General features: G+C 35.6%; 14 protein-coding genes. 3 read left to right on the plus strand and 11 right to left on the minus strand.

Annotation, left to right across the window (positions count from 1 at the left end; all coding sequences use genetic code 11):
- The first annotated feature begins 12 nt into the window (after window positions 1–12).
- On the plus strand, window positions 13–2,226 hold the full coding sequence (locus MHH96_RS01835; protein WP_047943837.1) for a GH92 family glycosyl hydrolase: 2,214 nt from the start codon (window positions 13–15) through the stop codon (window positions 2,224–2,226).
- Window positions 2,227–2,301: 75 nt separating this feature from the next.
- On the opposite strand, the gene MHH96_RS01840 is transcribed toward MHH96_RS01835, so the two are convergent.
- From MHH96_RS01840 to MHH96_RS01870, 7 genes are all read right to left on the minus strand, one after another.
- Window positions 2,302–3,792 carry a response regulator transcription factor gene (locus MHH96_RS01840; protein ID WP_047943836.1) on the minus strand — a complete coding sequence of 497 codons (1,491 nt, stop codon included), beginning with the start codon at window positions 3,790–3,792 and terminating at the stop codon, window positions 2,302–2,304.
- 15 nt (window positions 3,793–3,807) lie between these two features.
- Window positions 3,808–5,499: a sensor histidine kinase gene (locus MHH96_RS01845; RefSeq protein WP_047943835.1), complete on the minus strand. Its 1,692-nt coding sequence runs from the start codon at window positions 5,497–5,499 to the stop codon at window positions 3,808–3,810.
- 12 nt (window positions 5,500–5,511) lie between these two features.
- The gene (locus MHH96_RS01850; protein WP_047943834.1) at window positions 5,512–6,126 is read right to left on the minus strand and encodes a DUF624 domain-containing protein; all 615 of its coding nucleotides are present in this window, start codon (window positions 6,124–6,126) and stop codon (window positions 5,512–5,514) included.
- A 70-nt stretch (window positions 6,127–6,196) separates the two neighbouring features.
- Complete coding sequence (locus MHH96_RS01855; protein ID WP_047943833.1) at window positions 6,197–7,663, minus strand: ABC transporter substrate-binding protein; 1,467 nt, start codon at window positions 7,661–7,663, stop codon at window positions 6,197–6,199.
- Between the two features lie 24 nt (window positions 7,664–7,687).
- Entirely contained in the window at window positions 7,688–8,605 is a 918-nt protein-coding gene (locus tag MHH96_RS01860; RefSeq protein ID WP_047943832.1) for a carbohydrate ABC transporter permease, read from the minus strand.
- A 23-nt stretch (window positions 8,606–8,628) separates the two neighbouring features.
- Window positions 8,629–9,555, minus strand: a complete 927-nt coding sequence (locus tag MHH96_RS01865; RefSeq protein ID WP_047943831.1) for an ABC transporter permease — start codon at window positions 9,553–9,555, stop codon at window positions 8,629–8,631.
- Window positions 9,556–9,822: 267 nt separating this feature from the next.
- A complete protein-coding gene (locus tag MHH96_RS01870; protein ID WP_341116491.1) occupies window positions 9,823–10,707 on the minus strand; it encodes an AraC family transcriptional regulator in 885 nt (294 codons plus the stop codon).
- A 146-nt stretch (window positions 10,708–10,853) separates the two neighbouring features.
- Between MHH96_RS01870 and MHH96_RS01875 the strand changes: the two genes are divergently transcribed.
- Window positions 10,854–11,594 (plus strand): SDR family oxidoreductase, encoded by a 741-nt coding sequence (locus MHH96_RS01875; protein ID WP_341116493.1) that lies wholly within the window; start codon window positions 10,854–10,856, stop codon window positions 11,592–11,594.
- Window positions 11,595–11,689: 95 nt separating this feature from the next.
- On the opposite strand, the gene MHH96_RS01880 is transcribed toward MHH96_RS01875, so the two are convergent.
- The 3 genes from MHH96_RS01880 to MHH96_RS01890 all read right to left on the minus strand — a co-directional run bounded on the left by MHH96_RS01880 (window position 11,690) and on the right by MHH96_RS01890 (window position 14,410).
- Window positions 11,690–13,144 carry a DHA2 family efflux MFS transporter permease subunit gene (locus tag MHH96_RS01880; protein WP_412973641.1) on the minus strand — a complete coding sequence of 485 codons (1,455 nt, stop codon included), beginning with the start codon at window positions 13,142–13,144 and terminating at the stop codon, window positions 11,690–11,692.
- A gap of 35 nt (window positions 13,145–13,179) precedes the next feature.
- Entirely contained in the window at window positions 13,180–13,755 is a 576-nt protein-coding gene (locus tag MHH96_RS01885) for a TetR/AcrR family transcriptional regulator (protein ID WP_047943829.1), read from the minus strand.
- A gap of 349 nt (window positions 13,756–14,104) precedes the next feature.
- Complete coding sequence (locus MHH96_RS01890; RefSeq protein WP_095258372.1) at window positions 14,105–14,410, minus strand: hypothetical protein; 306 nt, start codon at window positions 14,408–14,410, stop codon at window positions 14,105–14,107.
- Window positions 14,411–14,599: 189 nt separating this feature from the next.
- Here MHH96_RS01890 and MHH96_RS01895 point away from each other — a divergent pair, with 189 nt between their 5' ends.
- Complete coding sequence (locus MHH96_RS01895; RefSeq protein ID WP_047943827.1) at window positions 14,600–15,271, plus strand: NAD(P)H-dependent oxidoreductase; 672 nt, start codon at window positions 14,600–14,602, stop codon at window positions 15,269–15,271.
- A 119-nt stretch (window positions 15,272–15,390) separates the two neighbouring features.
- Here MHH96_RS01895 and MHH96_RS01900 read toward each other — a convergent pair whose 3' ends face one another.
- Window positions 15,391–16,986 carry a response regulator transcription factor gene (locus MHH96_RS01900; protein WP_047943826.1) on the minus strand — a complete coding sequence of 532 codons (1,596 nt, stop codon included), beginning with the start codon at window positions 16,984–16,986 and terminating at the stop codon, window positions 15,391–15,393.
- Window positions 16,987–17,033 lie beyond the last annotated feature (47 nt).

Here is a 17,033-nt window from a genome sequence, read left to right on the forward strand (position 1 = left end):
GGAGAGGTGTCTATGTTAGAATTAATTGATACAAGACAAGGTACAGAAAATCAACATAGCTATTCAAACGGGAATACGCTTCCCTATACAGGCTTTCCCTTTGGCATGAATTTCTTTGTTCCGCAAACAAAACATACGAATGGAAGCTGGTTTTTTCATCCGCGTGATCGGGTTTTTCAAGGCTTTCGGTTAACTCATCAGCCGAGCCCGTGGATGGGGGATTTCTCCCATTTATTATTAACACCCCTTTCAGGCGCTGTTCACCATGACGATATTTACCACAATCAAAGTTCCTATCGACCTGAAAATGCCGTATATCAGCCACATTATTTACAAATAACGCAAGCACGCTATCAAATTAAGAATGAATTGGTTCCTACTACATATGGCTCCATACTTCGTTCTGCCTATAGAGATTTCAATCTACCAGGTTTATCCCTACATCTTCCTGGCAAAGGAAACGTTTCACTAGATATAGAGAAAAACAAGCTAACTGGATATGTTTCCAATTTTGCTGGCTGCGAAGATCCTGATTTTAAAATGTACTTTGTCATGACCTTTAGTCATCCCATCGATCAAGTGCATACTGGCTTTTTCCAAGAGGATAAGACGTTTACTTCCGCTTTTTCAGCAACTGGCGAAGACCAGCACTTTTTGATGCGCTTCTTATTAACCGAAGACAAACCGCTAGAAACTCGTCTTGCCACTTCTTTTATAAGCAGTGCTCAAGCAGAATGGAATCTAAGTCAAGAACTATCACCTTTTTCATTTAATGCTCTCAAAGAAAGGGCAGAGGAAGCTTGGGAACATTACTTAAATAAAATTGAAGTGAAGAATAAAGATTTTTCTACAGTTAAGACATTCTATCACTGTATGTATCGGATGTTTCTTTTTCCGCAAAAATTCTATGAAATAAATCAACAAGGTGAGCCGATTCATTATGATACAACAAGCAAAAGTGTAAAACCTGGTGTCCTGTATACAAATAACGGCTTTTGGGACACATTCCGAACCGTCTATCCTTTCTATTCTCTTCTTATTCCAGAAGAATATGAAGAAATGCTGAGAGGCTTTCTGAATAGTTATAAAGAAACGGGATTTCTCCCTAAATGGCTGTCTCCCGATGAACGTGGACTTATGCCGGGTACGTTAATCGATGCTGTTATTGCAGATGCGTCGCAAAAAGGAATTGCTGTTGATATCATTCCTGAGTTGTTTGAAGCAATGGTGAAAACTGCTTCTACCGTAAGTTCAAAGCGAACCTATGGCCGACAAGGAATCGAAGATTATGATACATATGGCTACATTCCTTCCAGCCATCATGAAAGTGTAAACCATACACTTGATTACGCATTTAGTGATTTCTGCATTAGCAGAGTAGCCCAAAAATTAGGACAGGATGATCTAAGGAAGACCTTCGAAAAGCGCGCTTATAATTATCGCAATATCTTCCATAAAGAAACGGGATTTATGCGTGCCAAAGATAAACAAGGCAAAGTAGAAGAACCCTTCAATTCCTTTAGCTGGGGGCAGGATTATGCAGAAGGAAGCGCTTGGCAAAGCAGCTTTGCGGTTTTTCACGACTTCGCTGGATTAATAAATGCTTATGGTGGAAAAGAACCTTTTCGAAACAAATTAGTAGATCTGTGCAATCAAGAACCGATTTTTGATACCAAAGGCTATCGATTGGAAATACATGAAATGAGCGAAATGGCTGCAATTGATTTTGGCCAAGTTGCCATATCCAATCAGCCAAGTTTTCATCTGCCTTATTTATTTACCTATGCTGGTGATCCCGCTTCGTCTCAAGTTTTATTAAAACAATTAATGACCCAGTTATTCTCTAGTAGTCCAACTGGCTATCCTGGTGATGAAGATAATGGCAGTATGTCTGGCTGGTTTATTTTTAGCAGTATGGGCTTTTATCCTATCTGCCCTGGTACAGGGGAATATGTAATTGGAATGCCGATTTTTGATGAGATTACAATACATCTACCAAATGACAAAAAAATCGAAATTTCAACTGCATTCAACCAGCCACAATTTAATTTTGTTCATCAGGTTACTGTCAACAATGAAATTTACAACAAGCTATTTTTAAAGCATGACGTACTTATAAAAGGCTGCACCATCGACTTCCAGCTTGGTATTGTGCCGCCAAATAAAGACTATGCAGAAACAGATTTACCTTATTCCTTGTCGACAGACAGTGCCTCCCTCCTATAAATAAAAGCACACCAAAAACCTACCCGCGCCGACCAAGCCAAAGGGTAGGTTTTCTTTATATTCAAATCCACTTCCTCATTCATCAATCGGCTCAAATAATTGCTGATAGCTGTCCCTAAACTCTTTTGGAGAAATACCACAATATTTTTTAAAGTTTTTATAAAAGTAACCTGGACTCATATAGCCAATTTTTTCGGAGATTTCATTTATATTCAGCTCTGAATTCAGCAATAGATTCTGCGCTAGCTTTATGCGATAGTGATTTAAATATTGAGAAAAACTCTTATTGGTTTCTTTCTTAAAAATCTGCCCTACATACATCACATTTAAGTGGAGCCTTTCGGCAATTGCTTTTAATGTTAAATCCTCGTGATATTCTTCTTGGATGATTTTGAGGACATTTTGAACATTCATGCTGTATTCTCTTCTAAACTTCTTATACTTCAGATTGTCCAACAGATCTTTAATGATCATTTGCAGCTCTTTAAAAGAACAAGCTTTATTTATTTTCTCCACCATCTCTTCATAGATGAATTCATCCTGAACCTCAAGTTCGCGATAAATATCCATGAATACCAGGAAGATAATATAGCGAGTGTATGCAGGTGAAGCGGCGGATTCCATTAACTCCGCAAAGATTTGTTTAATCTCCGTTTGAATTGTTTCTATATTTCTTATTCCTAATGCCTTTTTAAACGCTGTGAACGATATATTCGGTACATTTTCATTTAAAACATTGGCGGTTGCCGTGTCCATAAATTGTTGCTGTCTTTCATAAAAAGAACTAAGATATAAACTACTCTTTGCATGTTCATAGCTTAAGGAAACATCAGCCATTTTCTTTACTTCTTCCCCGATTCCAAAAGTCACTTTATTTTGGCAGTATAGCACTTGGATTGATTTCATTAAGCTCTCCAGTCCCCATCTTCCACCAAAATAGATAACGACCCATTGGTCTTCTTCATAATGATGAAAAAAATATAAATCTTTATTCGTATGTAACAGCTGATGAACTTGGTCATGGAGTTTCTTTTTATAGGTAAAGATCAGCACTTGATACCTTTTCATCTCCGTACTTATATCAAAGGCAGCAAGCATCTTTTTTAAATCCATATAATCAATATCATCATGTACCCAGCGTTTGAGTAAATGTGCAAATAAATATTTTTCGCCTTGGATTCGCAGCTTTTCCTCTTCAAACTCCTTGATACACTTTTTTAACGTCTCGATTAATTCCTCTTTGTTTATCGGTTTAATTAAATAATTCTCTGCTCCCATCTGGAGACTTTCTTTCACATATTCAAACTCTTGATAGCCAGACAACACAATAAAACGGAAAAAGATGGACGCTTCTTGTGCTTGTTTTAGAAAGTCAATCCCAGAAAGGATCGGCATGGTTACATCGGTTATCACAATATCTACCTTTTGTCTTTTTACAAATTCAAAAGCCTCTTGCCCATTACCTGCTGTGCCGACAATTTCAAATCCAAGATTCTCCCAAGGAATCAACTTTTGCAAACCTCTTACAATCATATATTCATCATCAACAAGCAGAACTTTATACAAAGCTATCCTCTCCTTTTAAAACAAGATTTCGATTGTTAATCCGCCTAATGGATTGGTCTTTAACCTCATGCTGTATGTATCTCCAAAAAAGGATCGCAATCTTGCATTTACATTATGTATGCCGATAGAGGACTCTAACTGATTTTCTGAAGAAGGCGTTTTCAATAATTCGTTGATTTTCTTTAATTTATCTTCGTGTACTCCTGTTCCGTTATCTTTGATTAAAATGCAGGTATACCCATCTTGCTTTGAGACCTTTACACTAATTGTATTGTTTTTCCTTGTATGATCAATCCCATGTATAAAAAAATTCTCCACCAGCGGCTGAATAGAAAATTTAGGGATGCTAATTTCTCCAAGCTCCTTTTCTATCTGAAACCCGTAAGCGATGCGATCCCGGTAGCGCATTTGATACAAATAAGCATATTTCTCACAAAATTCGAGCTCGTGTCTGATTGTAACTACTTTCTCTTGGGTGATGCTGTTTCTTAACAAGCTTCCAAAAACATAAACAACATTCGATAATTCATCGGCCCCTTCACTTACCGCATACATACGAATGTACTCAAGTGTATTATAGAGAAAATGCGGATCAATTTGAGACTGAAGCGCCCGCATATTAGCATCCTTTTGTTTGATTTCTAAGTTATAGATATCCTCAATATTGCGATTAATGCTATCTAACATCTGATTGATACTATGAGAAATATCCTTTAGCTCCCCTTGCTTCGTCTTTTCTTCAATGCGTACTTCCATATTCCCGTTTGAAACTTGATTGGTTCCTTTTTGAATATCTTCTACTTGAATCACATATCGTTTAAACGTTTTTCGGAGCCCAAAAAGGAGAATACCGTCTAAAATAGCACTAACAAATAAAAAGAAAAACAGACTTTTCATCGATTCGTTATTTACTTCCTTTTTACTGATGAAAGCGAGCACCTCAAAGTCATTGCTTGTATGAACACTTTTAATATAATATTGTTTTTCTAAATCCTTAAGACTAATAACGGAAGACTCTTCTAAATTTGCTGCAATCTTTTGTTGGAGCACAGAGTCTTGTCTGTATTGTCCTTGATAGTATACTAGTTTTTTTGTATCAGAAATAATTGCTGCTTGAAGAGACGTTTTCTCTTTGTCATTATCTAAAATCCGTTCTAATTCTTTATCATTAAAAACAATTGATACAATTCCAATTTGTGATAAAGTATTGGGATCCTTTATTGCTTTTTGGTAGACTACTTGATTGTTGCGGATAGGAGTATGGAAATACTTCTTGCCTCCCTTGTTTTCCTTCGTTGAATAATAGACTTCTTTATAATCATTTAATGAAATGGTTACCGATTCAATATCATCATCCAAGTAATACATCTCTGTTACGATTCGCGGAAGATAAAGAAAGGCATTATTTCTTTGCTCACTTAACGATTTTTGTAAATATGCTGCTGGTTCTAACTCAAAATATTGATACATACTTGTGATCATCTCTGAGCTGGCCATTAAATTAGCAACTACTTTATCTAACTTTTTCTCATTGTCTGTCACAATATTTTCTAATTGATTAGCGACCCTCTCAACAGAATCGATTGCTGTCCTTTGCTTATCCTGGCTTGTATTATAGCTGACTAATAAAGCAAAAAGAGTAACAGCAGAAATTAAGATAATAGAATATGTTTTTAATAGTGAATTAATAAAATACTTACTTCCCAATTAGCATCATCCTTAAGATACATATACGAGTTTTTGACTAAGTCTTATAAATAGCTTATTGGAAATAAAGCTAGCTAGTATGATAAACAGCGAGATACTTCCGAATAAAATTAGGGCAGGATTAAAATAAGTAAGAACAGAAATGCCAGCGAGCAGCCCTCCTAGTTTAAGGAGTGTCCAGAAGTCCATAAAGAACAAGAGAAACGACAGCTTCCATACATCTTTTATCGCTGCTTCATATTGTGCCTCAATAAAGAGCGAAAACAGGAAGCTGATAGCAATTAAAAATAGGGCAAAGATAAGCAAGAAGTCAATGATGAGAAAGAGCAAATGATTAATTTGAAGGGAAAAATAAAGATTATAGCTTAAAATGACACCTAATAGCAAAAATCCGTAAAAGGAGAAATTGCCACGTTTATAGCTAGTCTTAAAGGTAGAAAAAACATTCTTCCATGTTAATTCCTGATGGTCCCAACGGCACTCTAAAGATAGCTTTACAATCGTTAACAATGCAGGGCCAATACCAAAAATAATCCCCCCCATTATAGTCAGCAGCCAAAAATACAGATTCAGTTTTACTACTACATAAAATCGGTTAAAAAAAGTAGTCAAAAAAGAGGCAATCATATCGCTTTTCTCCTTTCTATTATATGATGAGAAAAGGCACGTTAACTAGAGCTAACGCACCTTTTAAAGATTAGTTTTTAGAGGCTTGAAATGCATCAAATTGCTTCTGCATTTCTTCGCGGACTTTTTCATACCCCGCGCCTTCTAATTTCTCATTTAATTCAGGGATTGCTTTATCTGGATCTAATGTTCCTGTGTTTAATCCATCAAGGTATTGGCTCATTACATTCGAAATATTGGTGATTTCTGTTTTCACGGAATCTGTATTAAAGGTGAAGCCTAGAATTGGAGAGCTTGTAGCATTGGCAATATTTTCATCTCGCTCTTTGATCTGTTCGTCAGTAATAGAATCTTGAACATAAACAATCTTATTATTGCCTGTATTCCAAGCTGCCATATGATTATTTGACTTATAGCCATCTAATAATTTTACTTTGTTTTCTCCGGCCTTCTCCCACGCTTTTCCTTCTTCCCCATAAATAAGACCATTTAATAGTTCTGGATCAGAATTTAGAAGACCTAAGAACTCTACTGCTTTTTCTTTATTCTTTGAGTTACTAGAAACAACAAAGTTTGCCATTTGCGCTTGTGCTGTAGACTTAATCGGATCTGTAATCGGCATGGAAACTATTGGCTGCTCTGCAACTGTTGATAAAAGGGTATCACCATAGTCATACGGTCCTTGTGTCTCTTGGCGAACAAACCATGTACCACTATTTAATGGGTATTCCGTATTGCTTGTTGCTGCATCCTTAGCAATATATCCTTTATTGTAGTATTCATGCATAATTCGTAAGTTTTCTTGCATTTGATTATTCTCATACTGATTAATAATTTTGGCGGTATCTCCATTTAAATCCACTGCAAAAGGCATGCCATTTCCTAAGACAAAATCCATATTAGGGAGAACGCGGAATCCTTGCCCAACAGAAAATGGCATGACGTCTTTTTCGTTTTCTTTTATCACTTTCAAAAGCGGCTCAAGATCTTTGTATCCTTTCACATCAGAAATATCTAAATTATATTTATCAATATATTGCTTATTAAATGAAAACATCGTCTGTGCGTACACATTACCATTTACCGGGAACGCATAAAGCTTTCCATTCACTGTATTCCCTTCAATATAAGCTGGATCCAGCATGTCATAGGCTTCTTTCGCATATTTTGGAAGTAATTCCGTTAAATCTGCATAAGCACCTTTTTGCGCATTTGTTACATAGTTATTGGCATAGGCAATATCATAATTTTCACCAGAGGATACGATAACGGACATTTTTTTCTCATAATCGCCCCAGCCAATATACTGTAAATTAACACGAACGCCAATTTCCTTTTCCGTTTTCTTGTTAACATTCTCCATTAATGTATCAAAATTTTCCGGTTTATCACCAATTTGATACATTAATAAGGTGGTTACACCATCTTTAGAACTGTTATCTGCTGTTGAATTTCCTTTTAAACTACAGCCAGCTAACACAGTGCCAATCAGTAACATCAAAACAAGTAGAAAAGGAACTTTTTTCTTCATTTTCATATACCATATCCCCCTTTTATTTACTTACTCTTTTACCCCGCCAATTGTTAAGCCGCTAACAAAATAACGTTGAAAAAATGGATAGCTGCATGCAATCGGTAAGGTAGAGATCACAACCATCGCCATTCGCGTAGCCTCTTTTGGAATAGCGGCAAGGCCACCAGATAAGTTTCCACTTAAGCCCGCATTTTGGGTCATAAAATCAATATTGCTTTGGATTTTCATCAATAAGTATTGCAGTGGAATTAGATTATCACTTTGAATGTATAGCAGTGCATTAAACCAATCATTCCAATATCCTAGTGCGGCAAACAGGCTTATTGTTGCAATTCCTGGCACCGCTAATGGTAAAACAATTTGTGTAAAGATCCTCATTTCACTTGCCCCATCAATACGGGAAGATTCAATAATCGATTCTGGCACCTGTCTTCTAAAGAATGTTCGCATCACGATGATGTTAAACGGACTTAAAGCCATAGGAAGAATAAGAGCCCACACGGTATCTTTTAACTGTAGCATATTCGTCATCACAATATAGCTTGGTACCATTCCAGGACTAAATAACATCGTAATTAAGGCAAAGATGGTGAAAAATCGCTTATAACGAAAATTCGGCCGAGAGATGGCATAAGCATAGGTTGATGTGAATGCAACATTGATAAAAGTTCCGACAACTGTTACAAATACGGTAATAAATAAGGATTGAATAATTTGCGTTTTTAAATCAGCTAAATATGTGTACCCTTGAATACTCCACTCACTTGGCCACAATGCATATCCATTTGTTATTAAGGCTGTTTCACTTGTAAACGATATAATGATTACGAATAAGAAGGGAAAAATACAAGAGAAGGCAAACAAGCCTACCATGATATTAAAAAAGATATTTGTTTTTCGACTAAAAGTTCGGACACGAACATGCTCTATTTTTTTCTTTTTCACTGTATGATTTGGACCTCCTTTCCTCAAAACAATGCAGATTCTTCATCAAATTTGCGAACAATGAAGTTAGCGAGAACTACTAAAATACAGCCGACAACTGATTGATAAAGACCTGCAGCTGCTGTCATCCCAATATCACCTGTACTTGTCAGTCCGTTATAGATATAAGTATCTAAGACACTTGTTACTTCATATAAAGCACCTGAGTTTCTCGGGATTTGATAGAATAATCCAAAATCAGCTCTAAAAATATTGCCGACAGATAAAATAGATAGAATAGATATTAAAGGTACTAACTGCGGAATCGTGATATTTTTAATCTGCTGCCATTTCGATGCTCCATCAACCATCGCAGCTTCATAATAATCCGAGTTGATTCCCATTATACTCGCAAAATAAATGACACTATTATAGCCGACACCTTTCCATATTCCTAAGACGATTAAGATAAATGGCCAATATTTTTGTTCGTTATACCAATTAATTTCTTCCCCGCCAAAAAGAGTAAGGATACTATTCATTAATCCTTTATCTGGACTTAAAAATGCAAAGACAAAATAACTGATAATAACCCATGATAAAAAATAAGGGAATAGCATCGAAGTTTGATAAATCTTAATCATTCTTTTTGAACGCAGTTCACTGAGTACTATTGCCAAGAAAACAGCAAAAATCAACCCTAACACAATAAATGCCACATTATATAAGACAGTATTTCTTGTAATCAAGTAAGCATTATTGGAAGAAAATAAAAACTTAAAATTATCAAACCCAACCCACGGGCTTTCCCGCAAGCTTTGAAAAAATCCGCCACTTGAATAGTGGAAATTTTTAAATGCCACAACATTCCCGAATACCGGAATATAAAAAAATAAAATAAGCCAAATAGTTCCAGGCAATGCCATTAACAAAAAGGCCTTATTTCTCCACAAATTTCTTAACATGGCCATTTTTCTATCCCTCCTTTCTTTAGAAAACGCTTTCTTTTCGGTATAGCTAAATTATAATATCGAAGAGAGTGCTAACCAATAAACAAATTATAGGAAAAACTAAACGAATTATATGTTTTTTTAGGTAAAATATAAATATGATAAACAAAATCTTAAATAAGGTTACATCCTTAATATGTACTCAATCATAACGCACTTTTGAAAACTTAATGATTGTCAGCATAAAAAGAAAAACCTGCCATTTGTGCTCCAAATAGTAGGTTTTCCTTATTTCCAATTATCTTGTAATTTTTTCACATCACTTTTTGGCGGCAATCCAAACAATCTGCTATATTCTCTGCTGAACTGCGACGGACTTTCATACCCAACTTGAAAAGCTGCTTCCGCTGCTTCTAATCCTTCAGCTATCAATAACCTGCGCGCTTCCTGTAAACGAATCATTTTTTGGAACTGCAAAGGAGACATACCCGTAATCACCTTAAAATTATGATGAAAGGAAGAAAGACTCATATTCACAGCTTTAGCTAATTCCTCTACGCGAAGCGGCTCGGCATATGCCTGATTTATCAATTGAATGGTTTCTTTTATCGCCTGGGCATGAGTTCCTAAAATGGCAAATTGCTTTATCTGATCACCATCCTCCTTCTGTAAAATCCGATATAATATTTCCTTTTGATATAATGGTGCAAGAACAGGGATATCCTTTGGAGTATCAAGCAGCCTTATTAATCTAAGTAAGGCATCTGTCATTTCAGAGGTGGTTTTATTTACAAGCATCGCTCTTTTAGGAGGATCTGAAACTACTTCCTTATGATTAGCAACTGCTTCTAAAATCTGTTCTGTCGTAAATCCAAGTCTAATACATAAATATGGCTTTTCCTTCATAGCCTCTGTTATTTTCCCGCGAATAGGCAGATGCACAGATATAACTAGATACTGGCTGGAATCATAGCGAAATATCGCCTCCCCCAACATCACTATTTTGGAACCTTGTATAATGAAACAAACAGAAGGCTCGACAATAGAATGAAGCGGTTCTGTTAATGTGGATGCTCGGACAATGCTTAGATGGTTAATTTCTGTTGCGTGTGTACCATCTGTTTTAAAGTATTTTTCTACCAGTTCCGTTAACTCATTTTTATTATTCACCATATCCCCCCCTACTTTTCATACATTTTACCTCTTATTTGGAGAATTAGGCAAAGATTATACAGAAATCTTCTATCACTCTTGCTGAAAGTTTTCTTATCATTACAGTATGTTATCTAAAGACTAATAATTAGCTATGGGAGGAAGAAATGAAGCATTTACAAGATAAAGTCGCTATTATAACTGGTTCATCGAGAGGAATAGGAGCAACTATCGCAGAAGAACTTGCTCAATTAGGGGCGAAGGTGATAATTAACTATTCAAGTAGCTCAAAAAAAGCTAAAGAAGTTGTTGCAAGCATCGTGAATAAAGGTGGAGAAGCTATTGCAGTTCAAGCAGATGTCAGTAAAGTTAAAGAGGTAGAACGTTTATTTATAGAAACCCTTCAGCACTTTGGAAAAATAGATATTCTTGTTAATAACGCTGGCATAATGCACACTATACCATTAAAGGCTGTAACAGAAGAAGAATTTGATTTACATTTCTCCATCAATGTAAAAGGAACTTATTTTGCTTGCCAACAAGCGCTTCAGCATATGGAGGCAGAAGGAAGAATTATTAATTTTTCCACCTCTGTAGCAGGAATGATGTTCCCTGGTTACAGCCTATATGCAGCAACAAAAGGAGCTGTCGAACAAATTACAAGACAGCTGGCAAAAGAATTTGGTCCCAAAAAAATCACTATAAACACGATTTCACCTGGTCCTACAAATACCGAGCTGTTTATGGATGGCAAAAGCCCTGAACAATTAGAAAACCTAAAAAAACTAAACGCCTTCGGCCGCTTCGGAGAAACGGACGATATCGCAAAAGTTGTCGCCTTTTTAGCGAGTGAAGATGCTCGTTGGATTACAGGTCAGACTCTTCGCGTTAATGGTGGAATGGTTTAATTGTAAGAAAAAAAATCGATTGAAAGAATGGGATTCACACTGAAAAGTGCAAATCGATATTCCTCCAATCGATTTTTCATTATATTATTTTGCTATTAATGAGATGGATGGTCTACTTTCACTCGTTTGATAAAGAACGATAGAACTAGACCAATGATTGCAACAATAATCGCAAAGCTAAATGATTTCTGTACACCAGCTGTAAAGGCAAGCAATGGACTTAACGGGTTGGTTAAATCGGTCGCACCACTATCTATATATTCCGCTGACCCTGAAGCTAAAAGAGAAATAGCAATTGCTGTTCCGATAGCTCCACCAACTTGCTGCAACGTATTCATAATTGCAGTTCCATGTGGATATAATTCAGGCGGCAATTGGTTTAAGCCATTTGTTTGTGCCGGCATCATTACCATAGAGACACCAATCATTAATACAATCAGCAAAGCAATAATAAAACCTGATGATGTATCAATATCAATGGTAGAGAATCCAAATAATGCAAGAGTTGCTAGTGCAAGACCAGGAATAACTAACCATTTTGGACCAAATTTATCAAAGAGACTTCCCATAATTGGCGAAAGCAATCCATTAATTAAACCACCCGGCAGAAGAAGTAACCCTGCTGTAAATGTGCTTAATGCTAGCACATTTTGTAAATATAGCGGCAATAAAATCATGGATGAAAGCATAACCATCATAATCATGATGACAAGTACTAAACCTATAACAAACATTGGATATTTAAAAGCACCTAAATTCATCATTGGCTGCTCACTTCTCACTTGAAGAATAGCAAACAAAATTAATGATATTAGTCCAATGGCAATAGAAATAATTACTTCTAAGCTGCCCCATCCGCCGCCTTCTCCAGCATTACTAAACCCGTAAACAATACCACCGAATCCAATTGTTGATAAAATAATCGATAAAATATCAATCTTTGGCTTCGTTAATGTCGTTACATTTTGCATAAATATACTGCCGAAAACAAGCGCAACCACAAGCAGTGGCAGGGAAATCCAGAAAATCCAGTGCCAAGTAAGAGAGCGAAGAATTAATCCAGAAATAGTTGGCCCTACTGCCGGAGCAAAACTAATGACCAACCCCATCATCCCCATTACTTTTCCCCGTTTATGCGGGGGAATTAACACAAGAATTGTGTTAAACATAAGCGGTAATAATAGTGCTGTACCAATTGCCTGAACAACACGAGCAACCATTAAGATTGTAAAGGTCGGCGCAATTGCTCCTATAAGCGTTCCCGAAATCGAAAAAATAAGGGAAGTAATAAATAACTGTCTTGTCGTAAACCATTGTAGAATAAGTCCTGACACAGGCACTAAAATTCCAAGTGTTAATAAATAACCTGTTGTTAACCATTGTACGGTTGTTTCGTTAATACTAAAATCCGTAATAATTGTTCTTAATGCCATATTCAGTGCCGTTTCACTAAATAATCCAATAAAGCCCGCAATTAAAAAGGAGGCAATAATCGGCACCGTCTTAAACTCCGTTTTCCCAATTGTTTCGCCTTTAGCGGGAATATCCATTGTCATATTTCTTTTCCTCCTTTAAATCCAAAAAATCACTGTTTTAACAGCACTGCTATTTGATTCGAAATGCAACGCAGGGGGTTACTGCTCTTATTCGTGAGAGCAAGCATGCACCCACCTTCTATCATTGCATTTAACGTAATACCCAGTTCCTTTGCCAGTGGTTCTGCAAAGCCAAAGTCCTCTAGCCTATTTGTATAAAGCGCCTGCCAATCGGTAAAAGTAGCATCACATGCCAAGCGCAGCGTTTCATGTGTTAACGCTGTTTCAGAAGCAATCAGACTAATTTGCAAGCCTTCAAGTGCACTGCAGCCCATCTGATCAAATTCATTTGCGATAGAATTCACATGTTGTTGAAAGGCAGCTACAGGTGTTTCCCCGCTATATAAGTCTGCTTTCATTTTCTCTACTACTAGCTCTCGCATTCGCTTAATTGCTTCTAATGCAATTTCTTCTTTCCCGTTTGGAAAGTGATAATACAAGGAGCCTTTTGGAGCACCACTCTCATCAATTATTTGATTAAGACCCGTTGCATGGAATCCTTGCAGTTGAAATAGTTTCGTTGCAGTAGTTAGAATTGCTTCTTTTTTATTGTTGCCTTTTTTCATTCGATCATCTCTTCTTAAAAGTATTATAACAACTGGTCTACATAATATTAATGTGACATTCTAGAAGTGTCAAGAAAATAATAGCTGATTTTGCTTCTTTTTATGCAAAAATTACTGATTCTTTATCTATTTTTTACAGTAAAGGGCTTTCATTTATATTCTTCACCAAGATGCCTTCTGCTGCAGTTATTTCATCAAAAAAAATACTGGAATAAGTATTCCAGCCAAACAGCCCTTAGAACAATTATACGGACATATTAAATCCATTCGTCTAATTATAATGGGGCTATGTTTTTTTAAGAAAGATAAGTTGGTGGCAATCTCCCGCAGACTGAATACTTATCCTGGCTTATTGTGGTAGGAAGTCGTAAACGATTAAAGCCATTGATAAGAGGCCCACTGTCAAGAATACTAATAAGTTTCCAACAATAGAAAGGTATTTCAAGCGACTTTTTTCGCCTTTTAATCCGAATATCAGTCCGACTAAAGGGATGATAGATATACTTGCTAATATGCTATAACCGAGATAATCGTTCCCAATTCCAATGCTGAATCCTGTTTCATCATATAACTTCCCCATCATGTTAGCTAGAATAAAGACAACAATAGAAGCTAAGAAGCAATAAAAAGATATGCTAGTGTTCTTGCTTTTCATTCGCCTACTCTCCCCTTTTCCGTTGTAAATTAATGGAATTTTATATATATCATACACAAATAATGGATATATATGAAGAGAAATCAGACTGTTTTACCACAATAATTTCCTATGCTATACTCATAAACAAATTGGTTACCTTAAAGAAATACGGGGTAATGCAGATGGTTATAAGAAGGGAGATAAATTATGCGCAATAAAGAAGAGTTAAAACAAGAAATTCTTGCTGCCTATCATTTTCGTCATGCTACAAAAGAATTTGATCCAGAGAAGAAGATTCCAGAAAGTGATATGAAATTTATATTAGAAACAGCTCGTCTTTCTCCAAGCTCATTTGGTACTGAGCCTTGGAAATTTCTTGTGATTGAAAATCCAGAATTGCTGAATAAAATCAAACAATCGTCTTGGGGAGCGTATACAAAGATTCCAGCCGCCAGCCATTTTGTTATTTTATTAGCTAGAACAAAATTAGATACAGCCTATGATTCCGCCTATTTAAAAGAACAGTTTACCAATGTATCCAAGCTTCCTGCTGAAGTGATTCCAAAAATGATTGAACGGATAGAAGAATTTCAAAAGGAGGATTTCCGCTTAGACACCGATCGTTCTTTATTTGACTGGGCTTCTAAACAAACCTATATCGCACTTGGAAATATGATGACCGCTGCTGCCCAAATCGGCATCGATTCTTGTCCTATAGAGGGCTTTCATATGGAAAAAATGAATCAGTTATTAAATAAAGAAGGACTTTTAGAAGATGGCCATTTAGGAATTTCCGTCATGGTAGCATTCGGTTATCGTGCGAAAGATCCATATCCAAAAACACGCAGAGAATTTGATGATGTGGTGAAGTGGGTATAAGTTTTGTTTAAAATTGCCTAACGGAAAACTCTCCCCGCTTTAGTGACTATAATTAATGCGGGGGAGAGTAAAAAAGGATAACTAGTTCTTTATTTATACTGTCTCCATGCTTCTTGTCTTTATGCTTCCTTTATACTTCTAGACATAAGACGATATTTTCTAGGGGTCATATGCTTAACTTGTAAGAACTTTTTTATAAAATAATCGGGATTCTGAAAACCTATGTTTGTCCCTATTTGATAAATGCGGTCATCAGTTTCTTCTAAAAGCCGGCATGCTTTTTCTATTCTATATTCATTTAAGTAATCTTTAAAGGCTACTCCATATTTCTTACTGAATAATTGGCCTAAATATACACTATTTATATTATATTTATCTCCTAATTTTCTTAAACTCAATTTTTCCATATAGCGCTCTGCAATGTCACTTTCGATTTTAACTAAGATGTCTTTTGATGAATAATTCCTGATACTATATAAATAGTTTGCAAAATGTAATGAATAGGTTAAAAACTCATCCATTGAAATTTTTCCAGATAAAATATTCTTCTGATCATGAATAAAAAGGAGGGGTTCATCATTAGAAAAATTCGGTTTATTATTCTTATTCCATAGGTCTGCTAATTGATAAATTAACAGAGTAAGATTGTTTTTTATTAATTGAGGATGCAGACATTTCTGTTGAAATTCTTCGTATATTTCTTTAACAATAATGTTTATTTTTTGCTCATTATTTTCTGATATACTATCAATATATTGATTTATCCGTTTTTGAGATAAGTGATATTGCTCTAAAGAAAATACTGGTGTGTTATCGCAATAAATTATTGATTTATCGACACAATAAAAATATTCATATTCTTTCCCTAAAACTACTTTATTATAGGAATCAGTTATTTCTTCTATTTTCTGTACTGTATTTCCGATATATATTTTCACCGTGAACGGCACTTCACTAATTAATCTTCTGTGAAGTTTCTCTATATAATTTGCTCTATAAACCTCCGAGCGATTGCATTGCCAAACAACACTTACTGAGTATTCCATGTTTGTATTTTCTATATCATAAAGAATAAGGAAATTCTCTTCCTGTACCATTTTTTCTATTACTTTATAGAGCATTTTTCTCCATTTCTTTTTTTCATCTGGCATAACACGTTCCTGCCTATTTTCTTGTACAACATCCATATTAATAAAGGTATAGTTTCTAAAATTCCCATACCTTTCTTTGACAAATTCGATGTCCTTTGAGGTAAATTTATCATATAAAATATTTTTTAAATGATAATCAATAATTGCCTTGTTCTTTTTTTCTTCCTCTTTTTCTTTTCTCTTTAGTACTATAAATCGTTTGTTAATGGTTTCTAGTAAATCGATTAGCTCCTTTTCCTGTATTGGTTTTAACAAATAATCAGTGACCCGATATTGAATAGCTTTCTTCGCATATTTAAATTCATAATATCCACTTAAGATTACAAATCTTATTTCCTTATCCATGCTCTGCTTTACTTGTTTAATTAATGCTAATCCGTCCATAACAGGCATTTTTATATCGGTAAAAACAATGTCAACATCATAGTCTCGAATAATTTGAAGAGCATCTTCCCCATTTCCGGCTTCATAACAAAGTTCAAAACCGTATTTTCCCCAGTCAATCATGACTTTAATTCCTTCCCGAATATATGGCTCATCATCAACAATAAGGGCTTTTAACATTATCTATTCCTCCTAAATGACCTTTCTCCTATTCAAAATGAATTTGT

Source organism: Niallia sp. FSL K6-0212 (assembly GCF_038007605.1).
Taxonomy (GTDB): domain Bacteria; phylum Bacillota; class Bacilli; order Bacillales; family Cytobacillaceae; genus Niallia; species Niallia circulans.

Excerpts from the sequence above, each read along its gene's own strand:
- MHH96_RS01835 (WP_047943837.1), top strand. The coding sequence starts at position 13 with ATGTTAGAATTAATTGATACAAGACAAGGTACAGAAAATCAACATAGC.
- MHH96_RS01850 (WP_047943834.1), bottom strand. The coding sequence starts at position 6,126 with ATGATTGCCTCTTTTTTGACTACTTTTTTTAACCGATTTTATGTAGTA.
- MHH96_RS01855 (WP_047943833.1), bottom strand. The coding sequence starts at position 7,663 with ATGAAAATGAAGAAAAAAGTTCCTTTTCTACTTGTTTTGATGTTACTG.
- MHH96_RS01865 (WP_047943831.1), bottom strand. The coding sequence starts at position 9,555 with ATGGCCATGTTAAGAAATTTGTGGAGAAATAAGGCCTTTTTGTTAATG.
- MHH96_RS01870 (WP_341116491.1), bottom strand. The coding sequence starts at position 10,707 with ATGGTGAATAATAAAAATGAGTTAACGGAACTGGTAGAAAAATACTTT.
- MHH96_RS01875 (WP_341116493.1), top strand. The coding sequence starts at position 10,854 with ATGAAGCATTTACAAGATAAAGTCGCTATTATAACTGGTTCATCGAGA.
- MHH96_RS01880 (WP_412973641.1), bottom strand. The coding sequence starts at position 13,144 with ATGGATATTCCCGCTAAAGGCGAAACAATTGGGAAAACGGAGTTTAAG.
- MHH96_RS01885 (WP_047943829.1), bottom strand. The coding sequence starts at position 13,755 with ATGAAAAAAGGCAACAATAAAAAAGAAGCAATTCTAACTACTGCAACG.
- MHH96_RS01890 (WP_095258372.1), bottom strand. The coding sequence starts at position 14,410 with ATGAAAAGCAAGAACACTAGCATATCTTTTTATTGCTTCTTAGCTTCT.
- MHH96_RS01895 (WP_047943827.1), top strand. The coding sequence starts at position 14,600 with ATGCGCAATAAAGAAGAGTTAAAACAAGAAATTCTTGCTGCCTATCAT.
- MHH96_RS01900 (WP_047943826.1), bottom strand. The coding sequence starts at position 16,986 with ATGTTAAAAGCCCTTATTGTTGATGATGAGCCATATATTCGGGAAGGA.